This window comes from Halobacterium noricense (genome assembly GCF_021233435.1).
In the GTDB taxonomy this organism is placed as follows: Archaea; Halobacteriota; Halobacteria; order Halobacteriales; family Halobacteriaceae; genus Halobacterium; species Halobacterium noricense.
Genome location: NZ_CP089468.1, coordinates 1,113,004 through 1,135,884, shown reverse-complemented (window position 1 = coordinate 1,135,884; position 22,881 = coordinate 1,113,004). Strand labels below are relative to the sequence as shown.

General features: G+C 59.6%; 25 protein-coding genes and 1 pseudogene. 18 read left to right on the top strand and 8 right to left on the bottom strand.

The window, feature by feature from the left end:
* Nucleotides 1-38: 38 nt before the first annotated feature.
* The 8 genes from LT974_RS06250 to LT974_RS06215 all read left to right on the top strand — a co-directional run bounded on the left by LT974_RS06250 (nucleotide 39) and on the right by LT974_RS06215 (nucleotide 8,505).
* Entirely contained in the window at nucleotides 39-527 is a 489-nt protein-coding gene (locus tag LT974_RS06250; RefSeq protein ID WP_232589854.1) for an LTA synthase family protein, read from the top strand.
* Complete coding sequence (locus LT974_RS06245) at nucleotides 524-1,420, top strand: alkaline phosphatase family protein (RefSeq protein ID WP_232589853.1); 897 nt, start codon at nucleotides 524-526, stop codon at nucleotides 1,418-1,420. The genes LT974_RS06250 and LT974_RS06245 overlap by 4 nt, the downstream gene beginning before the upstream one ends.
* The gene (locus LT974_RS06240; RefSeq protein ID WP_232589852.1) at nucleotides 1,417-2,058 is read left to right on the top strand and encodes an FkbM family methyltransferase; all 642 of its coding nucleotides are present in this window, start codon (nucleotides 1,417-1,419) and stop codon (nucleotides 2,056-2,058) included. The genes LT974_RS06245 and LT974_RS06240 overlap by 4 nt, the downstream gene beginning before the upstream one ends.
* A 134-nt stretch (nucleotides 2,059-2,192) precedes the next feature.
* Entirely contained in the window at nucleotides 2,193-3,128 is a 936-nt protein-coding gene (locus LT974_RS06235; RefSeq protein WP_232589851.1) for a glycosyltransferase, read from the top strand.
* 57 nt (nucleotides 3,129-3,185) lie between these two features.
* Nucleotides 3,186-4,076, top strand: coding sequence for a glycosyltransferase family 2 protein (locus LT974_RS06230; RefSeq protein WP_232589850.1), 891 nt, complete (start codon nucleotides 3,186-3,188; stop codon nucleotides 4,074-4,076).
* A complete protein-coding gene (locus tag LT974_RS06225) occupies nucleotides 4,073-5,530 on the top strand; it encodes a sulfatase (RefSeq protein ID WP_232589849.1) in 1,458 nt (485 codons plus the stop codon). Before LT974_RS06230 ends, LT974_RS06225 begins: the two co-directional genes overlap by 4 nt.
* Nucleotides 5,527-6,984: an oligosaccharide flippase family protein gene (locus LT974_RS06220; RefSeq protein WP_232589848.1), complete on the top strand. Its 1,458-nt coding sequence runs from the start codon at nucleotides 5,527-5,529 to the stop codon at nucleotides 6,982-6,984. The genes LT974_RS06225 and LT974_RS06220 overlap by 4 nt, the downstream gene beginning before the upstream one ends.
* A gap of 147 nt (nucleotides 6,985-7,131) precedes the next feature.
* Nucleotides 7,132-8,505 carry a sulfatase-like hydrolase/transferase gene (locus tag LT974_RS06215; protein ID WP_232589847.1) on the top strand — a complete coding sequence of 458 codons (1,374 nt, stop codon included), beginning with the start codon at nucleotides 7,132-7,134 and terminating at the stop codon, nucleotides 8,503-8,505.
* A 72-nt stretch (nucleotides 8,506-8,577) separates the two neighbouring features.
* On the opposite strand, the gene LT974_RS06210 is transcribed toward LT974_RS06215, so the two are convergent.
* Entirely contained in the window at nucleotides 8,578-10,038 is a 1,461-nt protein-coding gene (locus LT974_RS06210; RefSeq protein WP_232589845.1) for a sulfatase, read from the bottom strand.
* Nucleotides 10,039-10,229: 191 nt separating this feature from the next.
* A complete protein-coding gene (locus LT974_RS06205; protein ID WP_232589843.1) occupies nucleotides 10,230-11,369 on the bottom strand; it encodes a glycosyltransferase in 1,140 nt (379 codons plus the stop codon).
* Nucleotides 11,370-11,495: 126 nt separating this feature from the next.
* On the opposite strand from LT974_RS06205, the gene aglJ reads away from it, so the two are divergent.
* Nucleotides 11,496-12,416: an S-layer glycoprotein N-glycosyltransferase AglJ gene (aglJ, locus tag LT974_RS06200; RefSeq protein WP_232589842.1), complete on the top strand. Its 921-nt coding sequence runs from the start codon at nucleotides 11,496-11,498 to the stop codon at nucleotides 12,414-12,416.
* Between the two features lie 42 nt (nucleotides 12,417-12,458).
* Nucleotides 12,459-13,225, top strand: a pseudogene (locus tag LT974_RS17870) (DUF72 domain-containing protein).
* A 27-nt stretch (nucleotides 13,226-13,252) separates the two neighbouring features.
* On the opposite strand, the gene LT974_RS06190 reads toward LT974_RS17870, so the two are convergent.
* Nucleotides 13,253-13,912, bottom strand: a complete 660-nt coding sequence (locus LT974_RS06190) for a hypothetical protein (RefSeq protein ID WP_232589840.1) — start codon at nucleotides 13,910-13,912, stop codon at nucleotides 13,253-13,255.
* 134 nt (nucleotides 13,913-14,046) lie between these two features.
* Between LT974_RS06190 and LT974_RS06185 the strand changes: the two genes are divergently transcribed.
* Nucleotides 14,047-14,394 (top strand): TRAM domain-containing protein, encoded by a 348-nt coding sequence (locus LT974_RS06185; protein WP_232589839.1) that lies wholly within the window; start codon nucleotides 14,047-14,049, stop codon nucleotides 14,392-14,394.
* Nucleotides 14,395-14,427: 33 nt separating this feature from the next.
* Here the strand turns inward: LT974_RS06185 and LT974_RS06180 are convergent, their stop codons facing one another.
* Nucleotides 14,428-14,721 carry a DUF5779 family protein gene (locus tag LT974_RS06180; RefSeq protein WP_232589838.1) on the bottom strand — a complete coding sequence of 98 codons (294 nt, stop codon included), beginning with the start codon at nucleotides 14,719-14,721 and terminating at the stop codon, nucleotides 14,428-14,430.
* A 76-nt stretch (nucleotides 14,722-14,797) separates the two neighbouring features.
* On the opposite strand from LT974_RS06180, the gene LT974_RS06175 reads away from it, so the two are divergent.
* Nucleotides 14,798-14,944: a DUF7557 family protein gene (locus LT974_RS06175; RefSeq protein WP_232589837.1), complete on the top strand. Its 147-nt coding sequence runs from the start codon at nucleotides 14,798-14,800 to the stop codon at nucleotides 14,942-14,944.
* Here LT974_RS06175 and LT974_RS06170 read toward each other — a convergent pair.
* From LT974_RS06170 to LT974_RS06160, 3 genes are all read right to left on the bottom strand, one after another.
* A complete protein-coding gene (locus LT974_RS06170) occupies nucleotides 14,941-15,390 on the bottom strand; it encodes a DUF5799 family protein (RefSeq protein ID WP_232589836.1) in 450 nt (149 codons plus the stop codon). The genes LT974_RS06175 and LT974_RS06170 overlap by 4 nt on opposite strands.
* A 69-nt stretch (nucleotides 15,391-15,459) precedes the next feature.
* Nucleotides 15,460-15,855, bottom strand: a complete 396-nt coding sequence (locus LT974_RS06165) for an OsmC family protein (RefSeq protein ID WP_232589835.1) — start codon at nucleotides 15,853-15,855, stop codon at nucleotides 15,460-15,462.
* Between the two features lie 91 nt (nucleotides 15,856-15,946).
* A complete protein-coding gene (locus LT974_RS06160) occupies nucleotides 15,947-16,672 on the bottom strand; it encodes a metal-dependent hydrolase (protein ID WP_232589833.1) in 726 nt (241 codons plus the stop codon).
* 81 nt (nucleotides 16,673-16,753) lie between these two features.
* Here LT974_RS06160 and LT974_RS06155 point away from each other — a divergent pair, with 81 nt between their 5' ends.
* Both LT974_RS06155 and LT974_RS06150 read left to right on the top strand, forming a co-directional pair.
* Nucleotides 16,754-16,972 carry a hypothetical protein gene (locus tag LT974_RS06155; RefSeq protein ID WP_232589831.1) on the top strand — a complete coding sequence of 73 codons (219 nt, stop codon included), beginning with the start codon at nucleotides 16,754-16,756 and terminating at the stop codon, nucleotides 16,970-16,972.
* Nucleotides 16,973-17,029: 57 nt separating this feature from the next.
* Complete coding sequence (locus tag LT974_RS06150) at nucleotides 17,030-18,067, top strand: aldo/keto reductase (protein ID WP_232589829.1); 1,038 nt, start codon at nucleotides 17,030-17,032, stop codon at nucleotides 18,065-18,067.
* Between the two features lie 78 nt (nucleotides 18,068-18,145).
* Here LT974_RS06150 and LT974_RS06145 read toward each other — a convergent pair whose 3' ends face one another.
* Nucleotides 18,146-19,354 carry an RNA-guided endonuclease InsQ/TnpB family protein gene (locus tag LT974_RS06145; RefSeq protein ID WP_232589827.1) on the bottom strand — a complete coding sequence of 403 codons (1,209 nt, stop codon included), beginning with the start codon at nucleotides 19,352-19,354 and terminating at the stop codon, nucleotides 18,146-18,148.
* Nucleotides 19,355-19,592: 238 nt separating this feature from the next.
* Between LT974_RS06145 and LT974_RS06140 the strand changes: the two genes are divergently transcribed.
* From LT974_RS06140 to LT974_RS06125, 4 genes are all read left to right on the top strand, one after another.
* Nucleotides 19,593-20,321, top strand: coding sequence for a fumarylacetoacetate hydrolase family protein (locus LT974_RS06140; protein WP_232589826.1), 729 nt, complete (start codon nucleotides 19,593-19,595; stop codon nucleotides 20,319-20,321).
* Nucleotides 20,322-20,368: 47 nt separating this feature from the next.
* Complete coding sequence (locus LT974_RS06135; RefSeq protein ID WP_232589825.1) at nucleotides 20,369-20,899, top strand: gluconate 2-dehydrogenase subunit 3 family protein; 531 nt, start codon at nucleotides 20,369-20,371, stop codon at nucleotides 20,897-20,899.
* On the top strand, nucleotides 20,899-22,494 hold the full coding sequence (locus LT974_RS06130; protein WP_232589824.1) for a GMC family oxidoreductase: 1,596 nt from the start codon (nucleotides 20,899-20,901) through the stop codon (nucleotides 22,492-22,494). The genes LT974_RS06135 and LT974_RS06130 overlap by 1 nt, the downstream gene beginning before the upstream one ends.
* Before the next feature lie 89 nt (nucleotides 22,495-22,583).
* A complete protein-coding gene (locus LT974_RS06125) occupies nucleotides 22,584-22,823 on the top strand; it encodes a hypothetical protein (RefSeq protein ID WP_232589823.1) in 240 nt (79 codons plus the stop codon).
* The last annotated feature ends 58 nt before the right edge of the window (nucleotides 22,824-22,881 follow it).

Genomic DNA, 22,881 nt, shown 5'->3' with positions numbered 1-22,881 from the left:
AGCTTGTGGAAGTGTGGCGTGAGACAGATGGGCCGTGTATGCCTAAGGACATTACCGAGGCGGCTCGGGCCGCGCATGCTGACCACCCAGACAAGCGGCTCGTCATTCACTATTTGCAGCCACACCGGCCGTTCATAACATCCGATATCGGGTTCAACGAACGATTTGCCGACAATCCGTGGGAGGCACTGGGTAACGGTGAGATTGACCGCGAAACCGTGTGGCAATTATACCGGGCCAATCTGGACGCTGTGTTCGACGAAGCGTATGAGCTGGGACAGGAGTTACCTGGACGCGCGGTGATGACGTCGGATCATGGGAATTTGTTAGGTGAGCGTGTGTGGCCTTTCCCTGTCAAACTGTACGGTCATCCGGAGGGCGTCCGTCACCCTGGGTTAGTTGAGGTACCCTGGGCCGTACTGAGCAGTAATCAGCGACCGCGAATAACCGACGAAGGCGTGACCTCTATGACGGATAGTGAAGAAGAGGGCGTACGTGACCATCTGCGCGATCTCGGATACACATGACAGCAACGGAATGGGCTAAGCAGACCGTCGGGGACCTGCGTTCAGATGGAATTGATGGTGCGAGACGAGCTGGACGCCAACTTTGGAAGGGGGCCTTCAGACGTCTCGACTGGTTCGACAACGGCACACCGATTTACGAGCGGGACTGGGACGTTCTGATCGTTCTCGACGCGTGCCGGTACGACCTCATGGAGGAAGTATATCACGAGTACGGCTTCCTTGAGACATTAGAGTCGTTTCACTCGGTCGGAAGCTCGTCTTCGGAATGGATGCGGAGAAATTTCACGGAGGAATACCGTGAAGAAATTGAGAGAACTGTCCACGTGACCGGGAATCCGAACTCCGCTGAGAGTATCCCTGTTCGAAACTTTGATGTCTTTGATGAAGTGTGGGAGTACGAGTGGGATGAATCGCTGGGGACAATACGACCAGACGCAATCACTGACCGAGCCATCTCACTACACCGGGCGCACAACCCTAACAGAATGCTCCTCCATTATATGCAACCCCATCATCCGTTTGTAGAAAATCCACTCGGAGAAGGATTCGGGGCAACGAGTCCATGGGGCTTGCTAAGAGAAGGGAAGATTGAGCGTAACACCGTCTGGCGAAGATATCGCCAGAATCTCAGATACGTGCTTGAATCTCTCTCGGTCCTCATGCGGAACATGGATGCACAGAATGTCATCATAACCTCTGATCATGGAAATTTACTCGGTGAATACAGAATGTACGAACATCCAGCAAAAATAGCAGTACCAGAACTTCGCATGGTCCCCTGGTGCGAGACGACAGCAGAAGATTACAGCGAGTACGAACCGACGTTGGAACCGCCAACAGAAATAGAAGACAATATGGCTGAAAGCCGACTTAAGGACCTAGGATACTTATGATAAAGACTCTTTTTCAGACGTTGTATGACTTCGCTATCCGTCCATATCTCCCTGGAAAGATTGTTGTTCATAACGGCGTCGCCGTCCGCTCAGGGAAACTCTTAGACGCAACTGATGTCAAACCACACTACGAGGAGTCTCTGATTGCGGCGATGCGGGACCGTATCGACCCAGGCGATGAGGTTGTCATTGTTGGAGGCGGTCGTGGTGTGTCGACGGTCATCGCCCAACGGTGTGCAGGCCTAAGTGGTAGTGTGACCGTCTTTGAAGGAGCGGCAGTACAGGTCACCCAAATCAAGGAGACACTCGAACTTAACCAAGCAGCAGCGGGCACTACTGTCAATCACGCTATCGTTGGAGACCCAACGGAACTTTGGAACGACTCGGAGGACGCAGAAAGGGTCCCTCCAGAGTCGCTTCCAGACTGCGATATACTGGTACTTGACTGTGAAGGTTCCGAAGTGAGTATCCTAGAAGACGCAACTCTCCCGGAAATTGTCATCGTCGAAACGCATGGTATCTTCGACGCGCCTACTGATGAGACTCGTGCAATTCTACGATCAAGGGGGATGACTATCGAGAACGACCGTATCGAGATAGAGGATGAGGACGTTCATGTCCTCACGGCGGTGTCGTAATGAATGTCCGAATTCTCCATGACGGAAGTTTCATCCGGCCTGGAGGTAGTGCTCGAGTAGCTCGGGAACTAGCACGGACGTTCAACGCGCCGGTAACTGTCGGTCACACTGTCGATCAAGAATTTTGGTCCGATGTGGACGCCGAGTTCCCGTTCCAGTCGGAGTTTCATAACGGCATGTCAGGCTGGTTCTACAGGCAAATCCCCAAACACTATGCAGAGTTCCGAGTTGGGCAGCGCTTTGGGGGACTTGAGTTCGATGAAGACGTTCTTCTGTCAACATCAACTATGTCGAAATGGATTGTACCGAAGTACCACCAATCACACATCAATTACTGTCACGTTCCTCCGCCTCATTTCTACGGCATCCCAAAACCTGGTCCGTTTGAGTGGGCGAAGAGTCTAGGACTCGGTGTCATAGACCAGCACTTCACAACATTCGTGGACGAAATTATCGCGAACAGCGAGTTCACGCGTCAGCGTATTCAGCGCCACTATCGGACCAATTCAGAAGTACTCCATCCACCGGTTCGTGTTAACAATTTCTATGCCGATAAACCCGATTCACCCCCCTACTTCGTGATGGTTTGCCGTCTCGTCCCAATGAAACGCCCCGAACTGGTTGCTCGGGCATTCGCGAATTCAAACGCTGATGTACGACTCGTCGTGATCGGGTCTGGCCCCCTCCAGTCCAAACTTTCGGAGTTCCAAAATGTCGAAGTTCGGCCCGGGCTAACTGATAGTGAACTAGAGGAAGTCGTGGCCAGGAGTATCGGTGGTGTTGCTTTCGCCAAACTCGAACATTGCGGTATCACGCCGAAGGAGTTTCAAGCTGCAGGCAAACCGGTTATCGTTCCCGACGAGCCAAATCTGCGTAACCACGTTGTTGACGGGGAAACCGGCGTTGTCACCGCCGTCTCAGAGGACGGGATCAGATCCGGAATTAACCGTGTCCTGAACGGAGACTGGAATCCGGATCGTATCCGTGAGGCAGCCCAACCGTGGGGCCGAGAGGCCTTTCAGAAGCGTGCGAGGGAACTAGTCCAGACCGCTGTAGACACTATTGTATAAGCGTTAGACTACAGGAAACGGTGGTCTTTTTATGCTGAACTCTACTACGTATAACGGATGAATCAGGGCCCGCTGTTTACTGTCTGTATTTGTACATATAATGACAGTGGCACGATTGCGGAGTTCTTCGAGTCGGTATCCCAGCAGTTGGATGAGAAGTACGAAATCGTCGTCGTCGACGGCGGCTCTAATGACGGGACACGCGAGTTTCTCGAATCACAACGGGAGGCCCTTTCTGTACCGATGCAGGTGCTTGACCAGCGGAAAACAGGGCTTGGGAGAGCCCGACAACAGTGCGTCGAGGCCGCGAATGGAACGTATCTTCTGGAGCAGGTCGATGCCGACATGCGTTATGCGGACTGTTTTGACTCCCTGTTGTCGTTCTATCTTGACTACGTCAATACAGAGGGACCAGTTCAGTTACTCACGCGCGGAATGCGCATAACTCCTAAGCAACTACACGAGGAACTCGGTGGTTGGCGACCTTATCCACACGGGTTTCAGGAGAACGAACTGACTCGTCGATTTTTCCGGCACGGGTATCTACGACTGCTTGACGTGAAGACGGCCCAGCACATCGATGTGGAGCATGACCTAGAAACCGCCATACGTTGGTACGTTTATAACTATCGCGAGAAGTTCCGAAGCGGCTTGTCGCCACGATACGCTCTGAGCCACCTCTATGAATCGAACCTCCCCATTTGGCGGAAGGTACTTGACACCGGAACCATAGCGACGACATATCTCTGGGCTCGCTCGAAAGACCGGGTTGAAACATTCAATCGAAACGACCCGCTCGCGTACGAAATCGATGACCGACTGTACGAGGGCTGTGAATCGGGGGCGTACGACGACATTAGACTTGACGCACCCCCAGATGTGGAGGAAAACTGTTTCGACGCCGACGTTCCGGATAAAGCGTACTCGTACACGGACACGTCGCTATGAGTAGGGAGCCGAATATCTTGCTCATTGTCCTTGACTCGGTACGAGCCCGAAACACCAGTCTGCACGGACACCATCATGATACGACCCCGGCACTAGACTCACTCGCAGAGCGTGCAACGACGTATCTGCAGGCCCGATCCCCGAGCCGATGGAGCCTCCCGAGCCATGCTAGCCTCTTCACTGGACTTTCAGTGCCTGAACATGGGATAACGCAGAAAGGGGACCGGCTTCTACCAGGTCATTCCGTGTTCTCATCCCTCGAAACGGACGGCTATGCAACCGGTATTTTCTCGGAAAATCCATTCCTGACCGAACTCGATACAGGGCTTCAAGACGGGTTCAAGACCGTGGAGGGGGAGTCGACAGAGCCGCTTTACCCATCAGCAGCCGATCCCCACGAGTACAGCGGTGACCTATCCGGATTCCTCAGAGCGGCGATTGGAAGTGGTCAACCAGTTCGGTCACTTGTTAACGGCTTAACGACAAAATTGGCTTGGGATTACCCGGCTCTCCTCCCCGATAATATCTCACAGCGCTTCTCGGGGGGCGTCAGTCGAGGGAGCCGCTACACTGATCATTTTCTCAACTGGGAGGCCACGAAGGACGAGCCATGGGCTGCTTGCATCAACTATATGGACGCCCATCATCCATACAGTCCACGCGCAGAACACAATCGCTGGGCAGATGACTCGATAGCGGAGGTCCTATCGGACGTCAATCCATACCCAGCTGGTTTCTACACCAAGCCCGGATCGATGTGGCGCTGTGAAGTGGCGGAACACCTCTACGATGGTGCTATCCGGCAGGTTGACTACGAAATAGGCCGCCTCGTCGAGACCCTCGAACAACGTGACGTCCTCGAAGAAACCCTACTCGTCGTCACTGCCGACCACGGTGATGGGTTCGGCGAGCCGAGCCGTCTACGCCCGCTTCGTATTGCGGGGCACGCTATCGGTGGGCATGAGGTGAACTTTCATGTTCCGTTAGTCGTGAAGTATCCCAATCAGGAACGTGCGGCACAGGTCACCGAACCCGTTTCCTTAACGCAGTTCCCCGACGTAGTTCGGGCAGTACGCGACAGGGAAGTGGATGGGTCGTCAGATCCGTTTGTCTCAGATGCCCCAGTCGTTTCCGTCGGTAGCGCCCCGGATACCGGGTTTCTCGACCGCATCAGGAACGCTGGGGAGGACACAGTCCCGTTCGAGGAGGTTGTCAGGGCGGTGTACGAACCGACGGAGGATAACTACGTTCGAAAACATTTCCAGTGGAAAGACGAACACGCAACTGAGTGGGTGTTCGACGCAAATACGGTTGTGACAGTACCGTCTCCCGACACGGGCGTCGTTGCAGGGACGTTCGAGTCGTTCACCCAACAGCCGGTGAGGTCGACCGATTCGGCCAGATCTGTCGACGAAGGCACCAAGAAACGACTTGAACGGCTTGGTTACCGATGATTAACGACGAGGGTGGAAGTAACGCCGGCAACATCAATCTGGGTCTCGAATCTTTGAAGGGCCTGATCGCCAAGTTCGTACAGGCCGTTCTCGGATTCGTCGGAACGATTCTCTTTGCACGGATTCTCGGCCCCGAGGCGTTCGGCGGTTTCTACTTCTTGCTTTCCTTCGTCACGATATCGACTCGTCCGCTCGACGGTTTGGGTGGTGCCATCCAGAAACGGTTTTCGGAGCACAACGCGCCACATGAAGAGCTTCTCGGCACGGTCGTCCTGTTTGATGTCGCGATGTTCCTCGTCGCAGGCTTCGGCGTGTGGCTCTTTCGAGGGGTTATCACAGCCGAGACGAACGTAGACAACGCCGCCTTGGTTTTCTTTCTACTGTTCGTTACGCTGGGGACCTTCCTGCTGGTTCAAAAACTCATCGGTGCGGCTGGTCATCCCGGATTTCAGATCTGGAACGATACTCTTCGTTCTATGCTGACACTCCCTCTCCAGATCGGATTCATTCTCGCAGGGTTCGGAGCCGCCGGTATGGGGTACGGACTGGCAAGTGCGACGTTACTGGTGATACCCGTTGGACTGTTCTTCATTCGGGTTCGCCCGACCCTTCCCTCCCGTGGAACGATTAAATCCGTGTGGCAGTTTGCACGGTACAGTATCTTCACCCGACTACTGGGGGCTGCCTCGGGAAACTTTGATACCATAGTACTTGGCGCTTTTCTTACGACTGCTACCGTTGGATATTACCAGGTTGCGTATCGGCTAACCGTCCCAGCAACGTTCATGATGGCCGCGGTGGGCGGCGCGCTAATGCCGAAAGTGTCGAACTTCCACTCCCGAGGAGAGGCGATATCTGGCGACATCACGAACGCGATCTCATACAACAGTATCCTCGCTATTCCCCTGTTCTTCGGCGCAGTTGCACTTGCCCAAGACATCGTCGTCACCGTGTACGGCAGCAGTTACGCGGCGGCTGCGGAGTTTCTCGTTGGTCTCGCCCTGTATCAGGTGTTGACGACCCAGACTGATGTCTATCAGCGGACGCTCTCCGGTATTGACAGGCCGGACTGGGAGTTGCGTATCGACGGTTCCACGCTCCTGTTCAATCTTGTTGTCGGAATTTCCCTGTTGTTCGTCGTCGGAGCCATCGGGGTTGTCATAGCGACCGTACTAACGGAGTTCCTCCGACTCGTGTTCTCGATGCGGGCAGTACGAGAGCTTGTTCCGGATATCGAACCGCTCCCACGTCCGCTGCTTGATCAGGTTATTGCCGGTGGTGTCATGCTCCTGGGGGTTGAGGCACTCAATCTGTTCGTCACTGTCAGATCTTGGTTCGAGCTCGTCGTGCTTGTCGGCTTTGGCGTCCTCCTCTATGGCGGTGTCCTTCTGGGGGTAAGCCGGCACGCGCGGAACACGCTATGGTCGATTTACGGCGATATCGCCAGAATATGAGTGTTATTTCGATTCCTGGAAGGGAGACCCATTATTTGTTGAGACTTTTATGTCAGAACCCAGTTTCCGCTAAGATCTGGTTTATCAGCAACAAACTTGGTAGAGTAGACCAGTAATTTTAACAATACCTCGAATCCACCGCACGGTATGCAGACCGTTCTCGTCACTGTCGATTCTCTGCGAGCAGACCATCTCGCACATTATGGCTACGAACGGGACACCATGCCTGTCCTCAACACGTTATCCGACTCCGGGACGGTATTTGAGAATGCCTTCTCTAATGGTTCCTACACACGGATCTCGATTCCGGCTATTATGACGTCGAATCATCTCGCATACGATGCGATTGATGAGTTCCCGACGATCGCGTCTGTACTTTCTGCGGAAGATATACTGACTGCGGTTGTCGGCACGCAAATCGGAATCGACCTAATAAATGGAGGGTACAGATTCGACGAAACAATTGACCTCGGTCGAGACAAATTCTACGACGAGGCGAATAATGATCGGCCACCGCTAGAGGAACTTAAATATCAGATTAACCGCCCGGCAACACGCATCAGCCAATTCCTCCAGCAACAAGGCCTCGAGCCAATATACAATCTCCTACAGAAGCCGTACAACGTGTTCTTCGATGAGAGCGGATTCCAGTATCTCGGATATACCAGCGCAGAAAAGGTCACAGATCGGGCGACGACGTGGATCGAATCGAATGCTGAAGACGACTTCTTCCTCTGGGTCCACTATATGGAGGCACACCGTCCGTACGGTGTTCACGACGACGACCCGAAGTATCTAGATTCGCCGGTTGACGAGGATGAGATTAAGCGGCTAATGAAGCGAGCGGGAGTGAATCCAGGAAAGGTCTCGGAAGAAGAATGGGGGCTGCTTCGCGATCTTTACGACTCTGACCTCCGATATTGCTCACGCCATATTGAGCGGCTGTTTAACTCAATAAAGGACATGGGAATTTGGAAAGACCTCAACATCTTCTTTTCAAGCGACCACGGCGAGGAGTTCTACGAACACGGAGGATCATTCCACAGAAATTATCCATACGACGAGCTCATGCACGTTCCCCTTCTCGCGAAGTCGCCAGTCCTGGACGCCCCGGACCGGGTCACGGAGATGCGTGAATTGCTAGATATCGCGCCGACCATTCACTCAATACATCTTCCTGATGAGGATCGGGATGAGTTCATGGGGACACCACTAGACGAAGACGCTGACAGACATGTCTTCGCACTGGGTCAACCGGGGGACTCCGCACCCGCTGTCGCATACCGAACGGAAGAGTGGAAGCTGATATGGGGGGAGGATAGACAACAGCTGTATGATCTTGAATCGGATCCAAGGGAGCAAAATAATCTAATCGAAGCGGACCCTGATATGGCGTCGAAATTACGCGAGGAAATCCCACACTCCCTAAAGACACGTGAAGTGAAGCCACCACGCGAGCCAGAAAGCGACGTTGACAGGGAACGACTAGAGGCTCTCGGGTATCTGGAACAACGAGAGTGAGTCAGTCTGTCGCTCCACTGTCGTACTCTCCTACACGTGTCACGGTCTGTCAGTCACAGCCAAATCGGGTGTCTATCGGTATCCAAGTTCGTTGAGACGATCTTTGATGACGTCGTTCGCTTCAAATTCTGTTTGCTGGCTAATTTCCCCATCCAGCCCAGCGAACGCTCGTATGTGAGCTGGAACGTCGTTCAAGTCAATCTGTTCAACTATTTCGGTCGGGTCTGATGTCGACAGTGGAAGGTTACCGACTCTCCCTGCCCGGTTCTCGTACACAAGGTACTTCGACCCATCCTCGTACACGGCACGTGATTGAGCGTTGAAGTCGTCGTACACGTCCACATATCGTTCGTCGGGAAGTGTTTGGTTCATTCCCACGAAGTCTGTTTTGACGATGTCAGGGACTGGTTCTCCTGGGCCTAAGGGGGTGCTTACGTCCGCATCTTCTAGGGCCTCCGCTAGAATAGTATCCGAGATCTGTGTCAGGCTTACAGTGGATTTGACCCGCTCACCGGCGTGTCGCTCGTTCGGGTACTTAATCAGAAGAGGGACGTGAACTAGTGGTTCGTACAACCGGTTAATGTCGTGGTAGAGTAAGTTATGCTCCCCAAGAAGTTCGCCGTGGTCACTTGTAACAACGACAAGCGTATTCTCCCATCGGTCCGTCCTCCGAAGAAACGACCATAACTCCGTCAGTTGTTCGTCAAGATAGTGGATCTCAGCCTCATATAGTGCGAGAAGGATTGACTTCACACTGTCGGTGAGCTCTATCTCACCTGATAGGTACTTCCATCTGTCTTGGTCAACCTCGGATACTTCTTCAAGGCTCGTATCTGACGAGATGAACCGCTCCCGGTAACGGTACGGCGTGTGAGCCTCCATGAAATTGAGACACCCGAAAAATGGCCCCTCTGCAGTTTGTACCCACCGTTCGAAGGCCTGGATTGACTCCGTTGCCCCATCGTCTTCTGATGGGTCGAACGATTGGTTCGGATTGGAAGTAATTGTTCTGTACTTATAGTAAGCGGCGTTTAGTATATTCTTGAATAGATTCTGGGGCGTCCCCCATATCTCCTTGGACAGTTCCCGAACCTTCGCGATGCCGTCCTCATGCTCCCGAGAGCGAATGTAACGAGTGGGATCGAAACCGTCGTCGAAAAGCTGTACGCGGAGGTTGGAAGTATGAGAATGAGCGAATCCCCTATCAAGTCCGGAACCCTGGGTAAGGAAAGGATTAGACGAAAAGATACCTGTATCGTACCCCTGCGCTTGGAGTGCTTCCGCCACCGTTTCTATATCGTCTGAGAGTAACATGTTTTTCGCATGGACGTCAATATCGGTCGGATATTCCCCGGTAAACATCGCTGCATGGCTAGGGAGAGTCCATGTTGCGGGTGCGATGGCGTGATTGAATGTCACCCCCTCGTTCGCTAATCCTTCAAGAGCGGGTGTCGTTGGACGCTCTCGTCCGTAGAGTGAGCAGCTCTTCGCCCGAACCGTATCAAGTACGACGAGTAGAATGTTAGGTTTCATGCCGGAGTGAAGGTACCGGTTTTTGAAATACCTTAGTATCCTTCAGGGAACTCCCCACAGACAGCACTAGTCGCATAAACTAGGTAAGTCCACACTCGAACCACCAATATGCTGAGAGCAGTTAGTTATGAACTAACCTAGTGCTTTTCCCGGGGTATAGTATAAACATAAACTGTCCATACCCGGAAATATTATTCGAATGCCTCCCGCAATTCGCTGTCCACGTCCCACATCCCGTCACCTTCCCCTTTAAGTAATTCTACGCTCGCCCGCAACAGCGACACCTGAGTATCGAACACCGAGTAAAGAGCCTGTACCGGTCCAAGCAAGTCCTTCTGCCCGAGATATGCGAACCCACCAACAGCAAGCGGGAACGCAACCCCGCCCATACTGAACATAGAAACAGCGGCCCCCGTACCAACCACCAGAGTAGCAGTCATTAGCCACGGCGAGATAATCATGAACCAGCAGTTGAACGGCAGCACCACTTTTCCGTAGTTCGCGTAGCCACCGAGTGCGTCCCGGTGCTGTACCAGCAACCGAATCAGCCCCATCCCGCGCCGGTCTTTCTGCTTGCGTCGCTTGACGAACTGGGAGTGAGAGGCCTCCATGTACTTAACGGCGGGATCGAAAATCACGCGTCCGCCCTGACGGCGAATCTTCAGCGCCAGCTCGGTGTCGTCAGCGAGGGAGTTCGGATCGATCGGCAACAGTGCGTCGTTCTCGAACGCGGAAAATGGGCCGTGGAAGATCAGCGTCGAGTCGAGATGTGATTCGAGTTGTTGAATGTGGCTCTGAACGCCACGGTAGCCTGACTCGACTTCGCTGCCGCCAAGGACTTCGACATTACTCCCCGTCACCGCTGCGATCTCGTCGTCAGCGAGATTCGCGGCTGCCTCTCGAAGCGCGTCCGAAGCGACCTTCGAGTCGCAGTCCGTCTTCACGACCATCTCATTCGATGCGACCTCGTAGGCGTCGTTGAGTGCGGGCGCCAGCCCGCGCCGCTCGTCTTCCTCAAGCAACACCAAATCTGGCTCATCGAGATCCGCGAAAAACTCGCGAATGATCTCTCGAGTCTTGTCTGTCGAGGAGTCGACGACCACGACTTCGACCTTCTCCATCGGGTAGTCGAACGCTAGAACGTCATCAAGCTTTGTTTCGACGATGCCTGCCTCGTTATACGTTGGGAGGACGATACTAACCGAGGGCTCCCACTCTGACTTCTGGGCTGGAGAGCCGTTGGGACGAATCCAGGCGTACAACCCCAGATACGCGAAATACGGGGCTGCCGTGACCACCGCGAGCGTTACGGCCGCCCAGAGGAAATTCATACACTAACGTTGCAGATGCACTGTTTTAGGCCCTGCGGGTGCGAGAATTCCGTCCCGAGGTCGTGCCGTCGGCTCTCCCCCTTGAGAGCGAACGACTTTTGCGCCCGCCCCGTCCAAGCAAACCTAATGACCGACTACGAGAACGTGTGTGCGCTCGTTCCGACGCGGAACGAGGCGAAGACCATCGGCGACGTCGTGGACGGCCTCTACGATGTCGGCATCGGCCACGTTCTCGTTGTCGACGGCCACTCCGAGGATAATACCCAAGAAACTGCGCGCGAGCACGACGCCGAGGTCGTCCAGCAGTCGGGCTCCGGCAAGGGCCAGGCTGTCCGCGAGGGCGTCAAGCACATCGACGAACCCTATGTCCTGCTGCTTGACGGCGACGACACGAACCCACCCGAACAGGCTCCACGTCTTCTCAACCCGCTCGTTTCTGGAGATGCCAAGCACGTTGTCGGTGACCGCACGGCGGACATGCAGCCGGGGGCAATGACGAAACTCAACCAAATCGGCAACCGACTCATCAACCGTGCGTTCCACCGCATCCACGGCGAGGACTACGGCGACATCCTCTCGGGCTACCGGGCATTCACCCGGAAATCGTTCGAGCAGATGTTTCTCTCCGCGGAGGGATTCGGCATCGAGACGGAGATGGCCGTCGAATGCGCGCGCCATAATATTCCTGTCGTAGTCGTCCCCACGACGTATTGTGCCCGCCCTAAGGGATCAGAGACGAACCTCAACCCAATCTCCGATGGCGCACGCATTATCTTCACGCTGTACAGCCTCGCGAAGACGTCGAATCCACTCTTCTACTTTGGGAGCGTCGGCATCGTCTTTGGGACCGCGGGCGTCGCGCTCGCGGCGTACGTCGGCTACGACTGGTTCCTCAAGGGCATCTCCCATGAGGCGCTGACGATGGTCGCGGGCGTTTTGCTCTTGTTAGGCGTCCAGTTGGTCATGTTCGGCGTGGTTTCGGACATCATCGTCTCGCTGCACCGTGAACAGCGCCAGCGCATCGACCGGCTCCGCGACGAACAGTAGCCGGCGAGTAGCCTTTTCGGCAATCCACCCATCACTTGGTACATGGTAACGGTGGGGACCTGCGGGTACAGCCGCTATGACGCGCCTGAGGGCTGGAAAGAAGAGTACGAGAGTAAGCTCGCGGCGTTCGCCGACGAGTTCGAGAGCGTGGAACTCCAGTCGACGTTCTACGAACTCCCCCAGGTGTCGACGGCCGAGCGGTGGCGTCAGGAAGCGGGCGAGGAGTTCACGTTTGCGCTGAAGGCGTGGCAGGCGGTCACACATCCGTCGTCGAGTCCAACGTGGAACAATCACCGCGACGCGCTCCCCAAGGGCGACGTCGGCTACTTCAAAGACTCGCCAGCGGTCAGCGACGCGTGGAATGCGACGCTCAACTGCGCGGACGCGCCCAACGCCGACGTCGTTGTCCTCCAGACGTCGCCGAGCTTCGGGCCGACCGAGGAGTACGAGTCGAACCTTCGGGGGTTTTCTCAAACATGGACCGCCGCGGCTACACGATTGCGTGGGAGCCCCGCGGCGAGTGGAAGGACAACCCGGACCGCGTCGCCGACGTCTGCACGGACCTCGACCTCGTACACGTCGTCAATCCGCTCCACCGTGACCCCGTCGACGACGCGGACGTCGCGTACTGTCGGATGCACGGCGAAACCGGGGACATCCACGACTACGACTACCGCTACGAGGACGGCGAACTCGACGACCTCGCCGACCGACTCCAGGAGTTAGACGCCGACGATATCTACGTCATGTTCAACAACACCCACATGTTCGAGGACGCGACTCGGCTCCGGGAACGGCTCGAAGATTGAACGCGTCTCTCCTATCGTACTCCGACCTTACACCATCGACCGCACGGCGTCCAGCCACGCTTTCGGCGCACGTCGTCGAGCTCCGTCAAGAGCGTACTCCAGCGCGCTGGCGGCGTCGGTCATCACGCTCTCACCGTGCCCGACTAGGATGCGCTCCGGCTCAAATTGTTCGAGCGCTTTCGGCGGCTTCACGCGCAACATGGGGTGGACGCCGACACGCTCGTCGCCGGTCGTGAAGTATTTAGCCGTGCCGACAGCGTCGCCGACGACGAGCGTCTCGCCGTCGTAGAGCGCGGCCTCGTCCCAGCCCGGCCAGTCGACGGTCCGCACGACCTCGAAGTCGGTCCCGGGCAGTTCGCCCGTCACCGGCTGCGTGCGCGCGTTGATGTCCGGGTCGACGAACGACGGCACGTAAATCGGCACGTCGTGCCGTTCCGCGACTGCTGCGGCGTCCCGTCCGTGGCGGTCCATCAGCACGACGACGCCCTGGACTTCGCCGAACTCCGCGAACAGGTCGTCGATGCCCTCGGCGTCTACTGGGTCGACCACCCAGACCTCGTCATCCACGGCGAGCGCGTGGCTCGCCCGCTGCATCTCTTCCTCGGGGTGTGCAATCCACCCGACGCCGTCGTCGAAGCGGTCGATCTCCGCGAAGTCGGTCGCGCGCCCGGTGGCTTTCATCGGCATGTGCGTCCGTACGACGACCAGTCACAAAAAACAGGGCACGCCCACGATTCCCGCCGCAAGCCAGTTCTCGTGTGCCGAACCACACCTCCCCAGCAGTCGACGGATTGTAGGCCCTCGACCGAGAGGCGTACTGCATGGACTACGTGCTGGTCGCTGGCGGCGTCGGCGCAGTTGTCGTCGTACTCGGCGTACTGGGGATTTGGCGACGACTGACGTCGGGCGGCGAATCGCAGCGCGCCCACGAGGCCGCGCAGGAACGCGAACCACCCGTCGAGCTCGGTGACACCTACGAGTTCGGCATCACGGAGTTCACGGACCACCACTCCGGCGAGCGCGTCGCCGTCGGCAAAGTCGAGGGGTTCGTGCTGTTCACCGAGGACGTCCCCGATCGACTCTCGGAGGGCGACGTCATTCGAGCGACAGTAACGTCATTCAACCGTGAGCGAACGTCCGCGGACGCGATTTTCGAAGGGGCGGCGTAACTGTCGAAGAAGCAGCACTCAAGGTATGTCTAGTTACAGCCGGTCGGCATCCACGCCGACGCCAGGCGGTGTGACGACGAGGAACTCCCGGAAGTGCATGAGTGTCCCACCAGCATCCTTGACGTCGCTGGCGAACCCGGAGGCTAGGTCGTTGAGGTCGCCGTCGACGGCGAGCAGGAGGACGTTGCCGTCCTGGACTTCGCCGAGCCAGTCACCGTCCGGTGTCGTCCCGTCCAGAACACCGAGGACGACGCTCCCGTCGAAGGACTCGGGAACGTCGATTTCCTCCTCGGCGTTCCGCAGGTCGAGGTTGAAGCCGTCAGACATGGTCGTAGCGTGGGCGCGACGGGGCAAAAACCTTCCCGACAGTGGATTTATGCTGGCGGTAGCCTTAGGTCTGCGTATGCCCGACGTCCACCTCAGCGAGGAGACTGTCGAGCGACTGGACGCGCTCCGCGAGGGCGACGAGTCCTACGACGAACTCGTGGAGGAACTCCTCAACATCTATGAAGCCGAGGAGCTCACGCTGTTCCACTCCGGGGACGGTTAGTCGCCGGCCGCCGCGCGCCGCACGTCCTCCCACTTGCCTTCGTCTTCGAGGTGGGACTGGAGCGCATCCGCATATTCGTCGGCGAGCTGCGTCGCTTCCGCTTCGAGTTCCTCGTCGCCGTTGTCGTCGCTGCCGAGGCCGAGCGCGTCCTTGATACCGCGGACGACACCACCACTACTCTTGGACTGCTCGCGGCCGCCACCGCCGCCCATCGCCATCTGCTTGTCGACGTTCTGCATCTCCGGGAGGACGTGTTCGAGCTTCGACGTGTCGGCGACGATCCGTGCGTTCTCGGGATCGTCGGCGTCCTCAATGTCGAACTCGACGGCGGTCATCACGAGTCCCCACTGGGAGTTCGACAGCGAGGACCCACGTACTCGGTCCGTGAATTCGGTGTCGACTGCCATGCGCGCGCCGACCACTATGTCCTGCCAATCGTCGGTCATGGCCGCGGCTACGCGGTGGGCGTGCTTGTATGCTACGACGAAAAACGGGTAGTCGTGACGGGAGCGCGTTTAGAACGCGCCGGTCTCGCCGGTGATTTCGGCGTGGAGGCCCTCGCGGAGCGCGCTGTGGACGTGGCAGATGTCCTCGGCGCGGGCAACGATGGCGTCGAAGTCGTCATCGTCGAGATCCTCCTCGACGAGGAGGTGGAATCGAATCGCCTCAAGGTCGTCATCGTCATCGAGGTCGCCTTCGACATCGACGTCGATTCGGCCGAGGTCGTCGAAGCCTTCCTTGTTGCCGCCGACGCGGAACGCTGGGACGAAACATGACGCGTAGTCCGCGAGGAGAACGCCGTTCGGTTCGGGGCCTTCTTCCTCGGTGGCGTCGACAGTCAGTTCGTAGTCGCCGACGCGCGACCGCGTGACGTAGCCTTCCTCGGACGTACTGGTGACTTCGATTGTCATTACGTGCGAGGCAACTCACGCCCGCGCCGTAAGCGTTGTTCTTTCGGAAGCCGGCACGGACGCGGTCCTGCTGGACCGCGCGACGGCGCCGTCAGTAGAAGTGTTCGGAGAGGTCGAACGTCTCGTCGCCGTCGAGCACTTCAACGTCGGCGGGGCTACCCGTAGCTTCGACCTCGCGCACGAAGTCGTCGGTGTCGATTTCGATCGGCGGGAACGTGTCGTAGTGCATCGGGAACGCGACGTCGGCGTCGAGCCAGTCGACGGCGACGGCGGCCTGCCACGGCCCCATCGTGAAGTGGTCGCCGACAGGAACGGCGACGGCGTCGGGTTCGAGGAACGGCGCGATGACGTCCCGCATCTCCGTGTGGAGGCTGGTGTCGCCGGCGTGGTAGAACGTCTCGCTGTCCTCGTCGGCGACCTGCGTGGGCATCTTGTCCGAGATCACGTAGCCCGCGGGCATCCCGGCGGACGTGCCGTAGCCGGTGTCGATGCCGTTGGAGTGGTCCGCGCGCACCATCGTCACGTAGGCGTCGCCGAGTTCGACGGTGCCGCCGAGGTTCATCCCGGTGGCGTCGTCGACGTCGTACTGGTCGCCGAGGTAGCCCGCGAGTTCGGGCGTCGAGACGAAGTGCGCGCCCCGGAATCGGTCCACGTCGGCGATGTGGTCGGCGTGGCCGTGCGTGAGCAGCACGTGGTCGGGGTCCACCTCCTCGGGGTCGGTGTCGGTCTTGGGGTTGTCGAAGAACGGGTCGATGAGCAGCGTCGTCTCGCCGACTTCGACACGCCACGTGGAGTGGCCGAACCAGGTCAGTTCCATAGCGTCCCCAACTACTCCCGAACGTCACATAAAAGCTGACTGCCCGGTAGATACTTCCGAGAGGGTGACACGAACGCCGATATGGACGCCACCCGCGAGTCCACGCGTGGAACCGCCGCCGCGAGCAACCGCGACGGCCTGCTCGCACTCCTCCTCGCCCAGACGACGCTGCTGACCGTTGTCGCCGCCAGTTTCGGCGCGCCCGACGGCTTCGTCGTGCTGGCGTACGCGTCCGCGCTGCTGGTCGGCCTCCCCGCGTTCGTCGTCGGACTCGCACTGCTCGCTCCGAGCTTCGACTAACCGGCCAGCCTCACGGCTTTCCCACACCGTTAGGTGGGTTCGGGTTCGTCGTCCAGTATGAAGCAGCGACGACTCGGTTCGACCGGGTTCGACGTCAGCGAAGTCAGCCTCGGCACGTGGGAAATCGGCGCCGACTGGGGCGACGTCGGCGAAGCGGAGGGCAAGGACGCCGTGCGCGCCGCGCTGGACGCGGGCGTGAATTTCCTCGACACCGCGGACGTCTACGGCGACGGGCGCAGCGAGCGCCTCATCAGCGAGGTCCTCGATGAGCGCGAGGCCGACGAACGGGAGGCCTCGAACAGAGCGAGCGGTGGAGCCGCGAGCCGCGACGAGGACCCCATCGTCGCGACGAAGGCGGGCCGCCGCCTCGACCCGCACGAGGCCGACCGCTACACGCACGAGAACCTCGAACGGTTCGTCGACCGCTCCCGCGACAACCTCGGCGTCGACTCCCTGGACCTCGTCCAACTCCACTGTCCGCCGACGAAGACGTACTACCAGCCGGAGACGTTCGATGCGCTCGCGGACCTCAAGAGCGCGGGCAAACTCGATCACTACGGCGTCAGCGTCGAGAAGGTCGAGGAGGGCATGAAGGCCATCGAATATCCGGGCGTCGAGACCGTCCAGATCATCTTCAACCCGTTCCGCCAGCGGCCCGCCGAGCGCTTCCTCGAAGCCGCCGCCAGCGAGGACGTCGGCGTCATCGTGCGCGTGCCGCTCGCGTCGGGGCTGCTCACGGGTGCCATCGACGAGGACACGGCGTTCCCGGAGAACGACCACCGGAACTTCAACCGCGAGGGGGACGCCTTCGACGTCGGCGAGACGTTCGCGGGCGTCCCCCTCGAAGCGGGCGTCGCGGGCGTCGACGAACTCCGCGAGCACGTCCCCGACATGCTCACCCTGCCGCAGTTCGCGCTCCGCTGGATCCTGGACTTCGACGCCGTCTCCACCGTGATTCCGGGGTCGACCTCGCCCGAGCACATCCGGAGCAACGTCGCCGCGTCGAACGCCCGCCCGCTCGAACATCAGGCCCACGGCGCGACCCGCGACGTCTACGAGAAGTACGTCGAAGAACACGTCCACCACCGCTGGTAAACTACCCTCCCCTACTTCGCTCGGGGGCAATAGCCCCGCTCGCTCGTTGAGGGGAGGGCTTTCGCGTGGACTCCCGTTCTACGCCTCGGATGAGGCGGGAAGGTTGTACTCTCCACTCACGTTCAGCGTCCCGCGATTCAAGCGCACGTCTACGGGTGAGCCTCCGTCGTCTGCGTTTTGCCGACGACGGAGATACTGCAAGCCGATATTCTTACTGGCGTTGTAGTCGGCGTGGTTCTGGTAGCCGCAATTCTGACACTGGAAGTCCTCGCCATCGCGGTTGTCGTCGTGGGTAAACCCACAGGTCGAACACCGCTTCGAGGTGTTCCGTGGGTCTACTTGCACGGCTTTGACGCCCTGCTCTTTGGCTTTGTAAGCGACGCACTCGTAGAGACGGCGGAACGCCCACAGATGGTGCCACGACGCCTGTGGGACGCTCTCACGAATGTCGGTCAAATCCTCGAACACGATGTGCGAACAGTCCTGAGAGCGGGCTTCGGCGACGATTTCGTTGGCGACACGATGCAGGAATATCTCGAAGCGTCCGTCCTCTTTGCGCTCAACGCCTGCTATCGCGTCGTGGGCGGCTCGTGTCCCACACTGTTGGAGGTCGCCACGCCGTTTCTCGTACTCTCGTTTCCAGTGGGTAAACTCGTCTGCCGACCAGAACCGTCCGGTCGAAGCGACCGCGAGTTGATTCACACCGAGGTCCACACCAAGGACTGTTCTGTGCTCGGTAGTGGAGTCGGTGTCGTCGTCCTCTTTGAGCATCGACGCATGGAGATACCAGTCGCCGTCGCGTCGATGGAGTGTGGCCCGCCGAAACTCGTAGTCCTCGTTGGCGACGTACTTTGTTGGCGGTGTCTCGGTGTCGTCGGGAAGAATGTAGTCGCACTCGATTCGTCCGTCCGGTGTTGACAGTGAAACGTGGTCGCGGTGGAAGGTGGCACTTCGCTTGTCGTAGACGGCGGTATCAGCCGTGAAGGTCGGACGAGACGTATCTTGGTCATTCTTAAGCCGTTCGACGCCACTCTTGACTGATTCGACAGCTTGGCGAATCCCCTTCTGGACGAGATTCGCGGTTAACTCCGTGTCCTCGCGTAGCTGGTCGTACAGTGCACCTTCGGCCTTGGCTTTCGATGTGACGTGGTAGCCATCGTCGCCGTGCCAGCACCACTCGCTCGCGGTGTTAGCGCAGTATTTGAATTGCTCGACAGTCTCTCGAAGGTGTATATCCGCGCCTTCGGGCGTGTCGAGCTTGATGACGGCGGTTCGACGGTACTCCACGATAGTTTTCACATATACACGCGTGGTTGCTTAATAGTTGGGGATAGAAGGCAACAGTCTGGTGGCTGGTCAGGACCGTGTCGACTTCCTCCCCATCCTGCTCGCTCGTGCTTCCGCCGGAGCCGGAAGCCCGGCGCTCCTTGAAGGTGGGGCCTCCACATCGAATTAGGTAACGGAGCGCCCGCGCTCGTTTGCCGCACCCGGAACGCTTACGCGGCCACCCCGGAAAGCCGCGGGCATGCACTGGATGCGTTTCCGCGACCCGGCAGGCGCAGTCCGACGCGGCGAGTACGAGGACGGCACCGTTTCCTTCGGCGGGCGCACGTACGACGTCGACGACGTCGAAGTGTTGCCGCCGGCGGAGCCGTCGAAAGTCGTCTGCGTCGGCCGGAACTACGCCGCGCACGCCGAGGAGCGCGGCGAGGAAGTCCCCGACCGCCCGCTGCTCTTCCTGAAGCCGCCGAACGCCGTGGCCAGCGACGGCGACACCGTCACGCTGCCCGGCGACAACTACATCGAGCACGAGGCGGAGGTCGCGGTCGTCATCGGCGAGCAGTGTCGGAACGTTGCCGTCGAGGACGCCCTCGACGTTGTCGCGGGCTACACGGCCGCCGACGACGTCTCGAACCGCACCGACCAGTCCCAGGAGAAGAACTGGGTGCGCGGGAAGGCCTTCGACGGCGCGTGCCCGCTCGGTCCGGTGCTCGCGACGCCCGACGAAGTCCCCCACGACGCGAGCGTCGAACTGCGCGTGAACGGCGAGACGCGCCAATCGTCGTCCATCGAGCACTTCATCTTCACCGTCCCCGAGCTCGTCGCCGAGATTACGGAGTACATGACCCTCGAACCCGGCGACGTCATCATCACGGGAACGCCGGAGGGCGTGAACGAACTGGAGGACGGCGACAGCGTCGAGGTCGAAGTCGAGGGCGTCGGCACGCTCTCCCACGACGTCGAACGCCGCTGAGGACGAAGGACAACGCTGAAGATTAGGCCGGCCTAAGACTCGGCCGAATGGAGCTGACGCGACGCGACGTGCTCGCCGCGCTCGCCGCTGCGGGTGCCGCAGGTGCGGTCGGCGCTGGCGCGCTCACGCGCTCCCAGCGCGACGACGCCGAGAATCCTGTCGGCGACCACGAGGTAGCGACGCTCGTCGCGGTCGCGGGCGTCGTCTACCCCAGCGAAGTCGAGGGAGTCGAGTCGTTCGTCCGGGAGTACAGCGTCGCCCGCTTCGCCGACCGGCCCGAGTACGCGGCGGGCGTCGCGGACGCCATCGCTGCGCTCGACGAGTACACGCGAACCTGGCACGACACGGCGTTCGTCGGCCTCGACGCCGACGCGCGCGAGGAGGGGCTCTCCGGGATGGAAGTCGACATCGCTGACTCCGTACCCGAGGGTGCCGACCGCGAGCGCGTCCGCTACTACCTCGTGAACGAACTGCTGTACGCGCTGTTCTCGACGCCGACCGGCGGCGAACTCGCTGGCATCGAGAACCCGCAGGGCCACCCCGGCGGCACGGCGAGCTACCAGCGAGGGCCGCAGTGATGCAGCCGAACCGGGAGCCTTCCGACCGCGTGGACGTCTGCGTCGTCGGCGCTGGCCCCGCTGGCGGCATCGTCGCGGACAAACTCACTACGGAGGGCTACGACGTGGTCGTCCTCGAAGCCGGGCCGCGATTCGACGACGACGAGCGCGAGCAGCGCATGGAGTGCTCGATTCGGCCCGCGCACGGCCCGGACTCGGTCTGGGAGATGGGCGGCGAACGCGACGCGTACGCGTCGACAGGCGATCGCCACTATCCGCTGAACGCGGCCCGCGTGAAGGGCGTCGGCGGGTCGACGCTGCACTGGCAGGGGATGGTGATGCGCCTGCACGAGCAGGACTTCAGGCTCGAAAGCGAGACCGGCGTCGGCACGGACTGGCCGATTCGCTACGAGGACCTGCGGCCGTACTACGCCAGCGCCGAGGAAGAACTGGGCGTCGCGGGCGCGAGCGACAACCCATTCGCGCCGCCACGCGAGCAGCCCCACCCGCTGCCCGCGTTCCCGCCGAGCTACTCCGACTCGCTGTTCGCGGAGGCCTGCGAGGCAGTCGGTGTGACGACACACTCGGTGCCGAACGCCCGGCTTTCGGAGTCCCGGAACGACCGGAGCGCGTGCGTGGGCTACGGCACCTGCCAGCCGGTCTGTCCGTCGGGCGCGAAGTACGACGCGACGATTCACGTGGCGCGAGCGGAGGAACAGGGTACCCGTGTCGTGGACCGCGCGCCGGTCCAGCGCCTCGAACACGGCGACGCGGGCGAGCGCGTGACAGCAGCCGTTTACGCGACGCCCGACGGCACCGAACACCGCCAAGAGGCCCGCGAGTTCGTGCTCGCCGCGGGCGGCGTCGGGAACCCACGGTTGCTCTTGCTCTCCGAATCGGAGCAGTATCCGGACGGGCTCGCGAACTCCTCTGGGCTGGTCGGCCGGTACTTCATGGACCACCTGTTCGCGGGCGTCGGCGGCACGCTCGACGAACCCACCCGGCAGAACCACGTCGGCTTCAACACCACGGAGAGCCACCAGTTCTACGACCGGGTGGACGACTCGCGGGGAGCCATCAAGCTCGAATTCCTCAACTACGCGGGTCCCTCGCCGGTGGAGATGGCGCTGTCGGGCGACGACTGGGGCGACGCGATGCTCGACCGCATCCGCGACGGCTACGGCACGCACGTCGCAGTGGGCGCGCTCGTCGAGCAACCCCCGAAGAAGGAGAACCAGATTCGCCTCCATCCCGAGCGCACCGACGACCACGGCAACCCCGTGCCGGACGTGGTGTGGTCGCTTTCCGACCGGACGCGCCGAACCATCGAGCGCGCGAACGAGATACAGCGCGGGATTCTGGCCGAACTCGGCGCGGACGTTCAGTGGACGGTCGGCCCCGACGCAACGGGACCGGCGTACCACCACATGGGGACGACGCGAATGGGCGACAACCCCGAGACGAGCGTCGTCGACGCCCAGCTACGCACGCACGACCTCGCGAACCTCACGATTCCGTCGTCCAGCGTCTTCCCGACGGGCGGTGCGATGAATCCGACGCTCACCATCGCCGCGCTCGCGCTGAAGGCCGCCGACCACGTCGCGGAGCGCCTGTAGCTCGTACAGAAACGAATTTCAGCAAATTCGCTTACAGAAATATCGTTCATCTTATCCTTATGGGGTGTGGGGTCCATCGTCTATCCGTGATGAGACCAGGAACCGCACACGCCCCGGCCGACGCGCACAGCCTCCGAACGACTGTCGCGGCCGCGGCACTGGTCGTCGCCGTCACGCTCGCCACGGTCGCCGTGGCAGTCGCCCCCGGGACCACGGCCACGGTCGCCGCGACCACAGTCGTCGTCCTCGGCATCCAGCGCGGCGTCGCGGCCTACCGTGGCGTTCGCTGGGACCCGCTGGCGCTCTACGCAGAAGAGACCGCCGGCTAACCCAATCAGTAGTCGGCGATGCGATTTCTTTGTTCAGCGTGAAGGCTGAAACCGGCGT